The sequence below is a fragment of the Methylomagnum sp. genome (genome assembly GCF_054333355.1).
In genome coordinates this window covers 1-5,800 of record NZ_JBTEKS010000277.1, presented here as the reverse complement: position 1 = coordinate 5,800, position 5,800 = coordinate 1, and the positions used below count along the sequence as shown (strand labels likewise).

The following is a 5,800-nucleotide window of genomic DNA, read 5'->3' as shown; positions in this document are numbered from 1 at the left end:
GAGGGCGGTCAGCAACAGGTTCCGATCCTGGGCGGGGTCGCCGCTCTTGAGGTGCGTGAAGTGCCGGGTGAACCGGGTCCACCCGTCGACCTCCAGGAGCAGTTCGGTGATCTTCAGGTGCGGCAAGCGGCCATAGGCCTGCGCCATCAAGGTTTCGGCCGCCTCCGGCACGGCCTTGCCCAACGGCGTGACCCTCAGGCGACCCGCCGGGGTGATCGACGCGTCCGGGAGTTCGTCGGCGGCGGCCAGGCGTTCCACGGTCGCCAATTCCTGCTCCAGGGCCTCCAGCCGGGCGTCCAGGAAGCGGTGGTCCTCGGTCGCCACGGCCAAGCCCAGCGCCCGCCCTTCGAGCAGCGCCGCGAAGCGCGGCCGGGGCAGCAGGTACGCCTCGAAGTCCTTGAACTGGCGGGAGCCTTGCGCCCAGATGTCGCCCGACCGCAGGGCGTTGCGGAGTTCCGACAACACGCAGAGTTCGTAGAAGCGCCGGTCCGGGCCGTCCGCCGTGTTGACCCAGGGCTTCCAGCGCTTGCGCACGAACGAGGTCGGCGCTTCCCCGGGCACCTTGCGGGCCTGCCGCTCGTTCATGCCCTTCAGCACGTCGATGGCCGAGAGCAGGTCGCGCGCCGCCGGGGCGGCCCGGAAGGACAAGGCGTCCAGCCAGACCGGCGTGTAGCGGCGCAGTTGCGAAAAGCTTTCGCCGAGGAGGGCCAGGCAATCGAAGTCCTCGGGCTCGGATAACTGCTCCGCCTCGGCGATGCTTTCGGTGAAGGCCTCCCAGGGCAGGATGGCCTCGATGGCGGCGAACGGGTCTTTGCCCGACTGCTTGGCGTTCAGCAAGGCGCGGCCGATGCGCGAGTACAGGCGCACCTTCTCGTTGATGGCCTTGCCCGACCGCTGGAACCGCTCCGCATGGCGGCGCTTGGCCTGGCTGAACAGCGACGCCATGAAGCGGTCGTGCAGGTCGATCACCTCGTCGATCAGCGTGGCGCGGGTCTCCAGCAGCACCGCGACCAGGGTGGCGTAGCGCCGGACGGGTTCCAGATCGCGGAGGTGCTGGGCGGTCATCTGTCCGCCTTCGCGGGCCAGCTTCAGCAGACGGTTCTGGTGGACGGCGCTCTCCAGCCCCTCCGGAAGGCCGAGGTCACGCACGGCCTTCAGCCGCTCCAGGTGGGCCAGGATGTGTTTCGGTTTGGGCGGCCCCGGCGGCTGGCGCAGCCAGGCCAGCCCGCTGTTCTTACCGCCGGCCCGGACCGCCAGCAGGGCGTCCAGGGCCAGGCGGTGCGGCTCGGACAACGGTTCGTTCAGGGCGGCGTAGACCTGGCGCGTGCCGCGGCTCAGCGCCTCGCCGCAGGCCCGTTCGATGACGTCGAGGGCGGGCAGGATGATCCGCCGCTCCCGCAGCCACCCGACCAGGGCTTCGGCGAGCACGAGGCCACGGCCGGTCTGCCGCGCCAGCTCGGCCAGCGGAGGAATCACCCGGCGGTAATCGGCTAGGGTGAACATCCGCAGGTTCAGCCAGGCCTGCAATTCCGCCAGGTGCTCCCGGCGGGTCTCCGGGCGTTGCGCGTAGCCCGGCCACAAGGCCGGGTCGAGGCGCAATTGGCGGCCGACGAACGCCAGCAGGGGCGGCGGCGGCTCGCCTTCGGGCGGCAAGGCGAATCCCGGATGGCGGAGATAGCAGAGCTGCACGGCGAAACCCAGCCGGTTGTGGGCACCGCGCCGCTGCCGGATCACCGCGAGGTCGGCTTCGGAGAAGGTGTAATGGCGGATGAGTTCGTCGACGGCCTCGGGAAAGGCCAGCAGGCCGGCACGCTCGGCCGGCGTCAACATCCGGCGGCGGGGCACGCCCGGGCCTCGGCGCGGAGATACTGGTAGAGGGTTTCGCGGCTGATGCCGAATTCCCGGGCCAGGGCGGCTTTGGGCTCACCGGCGTGGGCGCGTCGCCGGAGCTCGGCGATCCGGTCGTCGGCCAGGGCCTTGTGGCGGCCCCGGTAGGCGCCCCGCCGCTTGGCGAGCGCGATGCCTTCGCGCTGCCGCTCGCGGAGGAGGGCGCGCTCGAACTCGGCGAACGCCCCCATCACCGACAGCATCAGGTTCGCCATGGGCGAATCCTCGCCGGTGAAGGTCAGGCGTTCCTTGACGAACTCGACGCACACGCCCCGCCCGGTGAGCGTGTGCACGAGCCGGCGCAGGTCATCGAGGTTGCGGGCCAGGCGGTCCATGCTGTGCACGACCACCGTGTCGCCCTCGCGGACGAAGGCCAGGAGGCGCTCCAGCTCCGGCCGCCGGACATCCCTGCCGGAGGCGTGGTCGGTGAAGACGCGGTCCAGGGGAATCTGTTCCAGCTGGCGTTCGGGGTTCTGGTCGAGGCTGCTGACGCGGGCGTAGCCGATGCGTTGGCCGTGCAAGGGGGGTCTCCTGAACTGATCTGTCAGGATGACATCTATAACCTTGCGTGCAATGTGTCAATCAATTCCAAAACGGATTCTAGTCTGACACTTTGGGACGGCCTTCCTGACGCCAGGATGGGGTATGCCTCAACTGGACGGATCGAGACGCGATTGGCGGCCTGAAGCCTCGGTTAAACAGGGACTTCGATTTCTTAGCGTACGATATTTTCCGTTTCGTGAGCTGACCCCCCCTTGGCTGGCTGCCGTGAGGGGGTGCGGGGTCTCCCCGCTATCAAAACAGGTTGTGAGCGTTAGCGAACTCCGCTTAATCAATCAATCTTCCTGCCCTGGCGTTGTTGGTTGTCCGCTAAGTTATCCACAGGAAGCGGCCCGCTAACTACAGAAGATTTTTTATAGATTCTTAGATATAGAATGGGTGTACCAATTCACCCATGTTAGGGTGTACCAATTCACCCAGAATAAATTAACTAACTTATTGATTTTAAATAAAACAGTTAGGGTGTACCAATTCACCCAGAATAACTTGCGTTTTGCACTGGCTTACCCACAAGAAATTGTTTCACGAAAAATGTTCCACACCAAAACCTAAAGAAGTCAGTGAGTTTATGCCTCTGGCTTTATGGTGCTGGTGTTGGGTGATGCCCTACGCCTTGCCAAACGCCCATTTGGAAGCAAAGCCAAGGAACGCCTTGTCGTAGTCCCTCGCCTTCCTGTTCGGCTCTAGCCCTTCCTGCCATGCGTCGAAGTCATGTTTGCAGGTGTAGGGGTCTAGCAGCGGGTAGCGCTCGCGGAACTGCTCGATTGTGGCGGGGTGGAGCTGGGGCAGGTGTTGCGGCGAAGGCGGGACTAGCGCCAGCCTAGGGGAAGCGGCGGCGATCTGCCCGCCCGCCGCATCCTGGGGCAACTTCTGCGGGGGTTCAGGAGGGATTGACGGGGTAGAAAGGTTGCTGACCACCAGCCCGGACTTTTGCCCCCTGCGCCCTTTCTGGATGCTTATAAGCAAGCCGCTATGGGCTTTAAGGATTTGCTCTATTTGCTCTAAGGCTTTGCGGCGGAAGTTCCTGATTGCGTCTTCATTGCTGTACTCGTTGCCAGTTTGGACATATAGCCATTCCCACGCTATAAAACGCGATTTTCCTTCTTTTTTGGCGCGGTAGGCTTCACGGTTTAAAATGGTGTAAAGGTCAATCCCTAATGCACTGTCTTTTATCTTGCGTAAAACCCTAATGTCCAGCGGGTAAGGATTTGCTATTACTGCCTGATAAAACTTTTCTCCTACCTCTATCCAGCTTCCCCATAACGCGCCTTGGTCAATAGCTTTATTATCCCACCATAATACCCCCTCTGGTGCTACTTCCATATTAAGCCAAGCCCTGCCGCTCCTTCTGCTTGACTCGCTATCCAACCTATATTCAAAACTAATTGTAGAATTAAAAAGCCGCTCCATCTGATGCTGAACGCGCTTTGCGTCTCCTCTCTTGCCGCGCCCCGTACTACTGCTTAATCCTATTTTATCCAAGAAATTTCCAAGGTAATGTCCAAGCTCTAGGCGGCGGTTTTTGGTGCGTAGAATCTCGGTAATCATCCATATCAGGATAAGGCGGGGAATGGTTCCGTAAGGGTAGCCTATACAAACATCCCGTTTAGTTTCCTCGTCTCTTTTATACCCCGGATTGATGCGTAAAGTTAAATTTCCGTTTGTCCTGCTCCATGTAGGCACATTGCCGGGGTCACTATGGGGAAGGGTACAAAGTACAAGTTCCCGCGCTATGAAAGCCAAATCGGCGGGGGTTGCTGGCGTAGTATAGATATTAAAAGACTCGGTAAGCTGGCTTTTCTGGCGCTTGCTTACCAGTGGCTTTTTGTTTTTTGGCTGTTGGGTTTCTTCATCACTATTCATTTCCAGCTTCCACTTTTATTTTTTTATGTTATGTTAGCCGGGCAGTTCAAGCGGGGACGCTCCAAACTGCCCGAAATGGAAAGTAATAAAGGCGTATCTCTTAGCGGGGTTGCGCCTTTATTATATCAGCACAATATATGCGTTTTAATCACTAGGCAATCCCCTATAAATTTAACTTCATAACAATCGCCGTAATTGATGTTTTCCGTAAATGATGTTCGCCGTAATTACGATTTAGCTACAGTATTTGCGGGAAAATGCTTTTCTAGAAGCTCTCGGAGTTCGTCGGCCATCTTAACGCCCTTGGCGGCACACTGACTCTTAATTCGTCGGTGCAAAGATTCGGAAACATCAAAAGTTAGGCGCTTCATTTCTTCTGCTGCCTCGGTTTCTACTTTGCGGCTTTCTACCCAATCATCGGCAGTAACAGGCCGGGTAGTCGGCTTAGCTCCTATAGTGATTTTCTTACTCATTTTCCTAACTCCAAAATCTCGGCAACAAGGGATTCAATTTCGCGGGTGGCTGGGCTGGTCGAATCAGTATCAAAGACGGTTAAACCTTGGGCGGCACTTTCAGCAAAAGCCACGCGCTGGCCGATAGTAGTTTTAAGAACTGGCACGGAATAACTAGCCAGTGCTTCCCCTACATCCCGACCTATTGCCGTATTTACGATTTTACGATTAATTACAAAAGCGCTTTTAATGTTTTCTTTAAAAGTGCTTGCCTCGCTTAAAAGGTCAACTATCTCCTTAGCTGCCCATACGTCATAGGGCGAAGGCTGCACAGGAATTAGAACCACATCACTTGCCATAATGGCGGCTCGTGCCAACTCATTAACACGGGGCGGACCATCAATCAGGATGTAATCCTTACCATCCGCAATAGCTGGCAACTCCCTATGTAGGTTCGGCTTTGGCAAGCCAACAACTGGAAATAGGGGGTTATCTGGCCGATTGGCTGACCAATCCAAGGCGCTGCCCTGGGGGTCAGCATCAACAAGCAAAACCCGATTGCCAAGGCGTGCTAATGCCTGGGCGATATGGACAGCGAGAGTCGTCTTGCCGACACCGCCTTTTTGGTTGAGGAGTGCGATAATCATTAATTCCGCCTTTCAGTATTTGTAATTCGCCGTAAATACGGATAACTGTAAAAGCACTTTTGCGGCGTGTCAACCCGAAACGGGCCGGGATGTGGGGGGCGCTGGCTTGGAACCCCGGCTTGGAAAAATGGCGCGGGGTTACGGGGCGCGAAGCCCCGAAAAGAGGCTGATAGCTGGCGCAAGGCTTGCCCTGTCAAGGGCGCGAAGCGGCGAAGCGCACCCTTGACAGCCGAAGAACAAAATACGCTAGGGCAGGAGCCGGGCGTGCAGTTCTATACCCATATCTCCGACCAGTACGCGCCCTTCCACACCCAGGTCATCAATGCGGCGGTGCGGGACGCCACCCATGTGCTGGATGGGCTGCTTTACCACGAGTCGGACCTGCGCATC

Annotated in this window: 5 protein-coding genes and 1 pseudogene; 1 reads left to right on the top strand and 5 read right to left on the bottom strand. The window is 58.6% G+C overall.

Translation table 11 applies throughout. The features are described from left to right. The 5 genes from ACXWUF_RS17050 to parA form a co-directional block, all read right to left on the bottom strand. Positions 1–1,845: Tn3 family transposase (locus tag ACXWUF_RS17050; RefSeq protein WP_458503328.1), on the bottom strand; the 1,845-nt coding region annotated here is incomplete at its 3' end. Next, positions 1,824–2,408, bottom strand: coding sequence for a recombinase family protein (locus ACXWUF_RS17045; RefSeq protein ID WP_458503327.1), 585 nt, complete (start codon positions 2,406–2,408; stop codon positions 1,824–1,826). The genes ACXWUF_RS17045 and ACXWUF_RS17050, both read right to left, overlap by 22 nt. A 646-nt stretch (positions 2,409–3,054) precedes the next feature. Then, the gene (locus ACXWUF_RS17040; protein WP_458503326.1) at positions 3,055–4,311 is read right to left on the bottom strand and encodes a replication protein RepA; all 1,257 of its coding nucleotides are present in this window, start codon (positions 4,309–4,311) and stop codon (positions 3,055–3,057) included. A gap of 227 nt (positions 4,312–4,538) precedes the next feature. Continuing rightward, a complete protein-coding gene (locus ACXWUF_RS17035; RefSeq protein ID WP_458503325.1) occupies positions 4,539–4,784 on the bottom strand; it encodes a hypothetical protein in 246 nt (81 codons plus the stop codon). Beyond that, entirely contained in the window at positions 4,781–5,410 is a 630-nt protein-coding gene (gene parA, locus ACXWUF_RS17030; RefSeq protein ID WP_458503324.1) for a ParA family partition ATPase, read from the bottom strand. Before parA ends, ACXWUF_RS17035 begins: the two co-directional genes overlap by 4 nt. A gap of 249 nt (positions 5,411–5,659) precedes the next feature. On the opposite strand from parA, the pseudogene ACXWUF_RS17025 reads away from it, so the two are divergent. After that, a pseudogene (locus ACXWUF_RS17025) lies at positions 5,660–5,800 on the top strand (Tn3 family transposase); the annotation flags it as partial.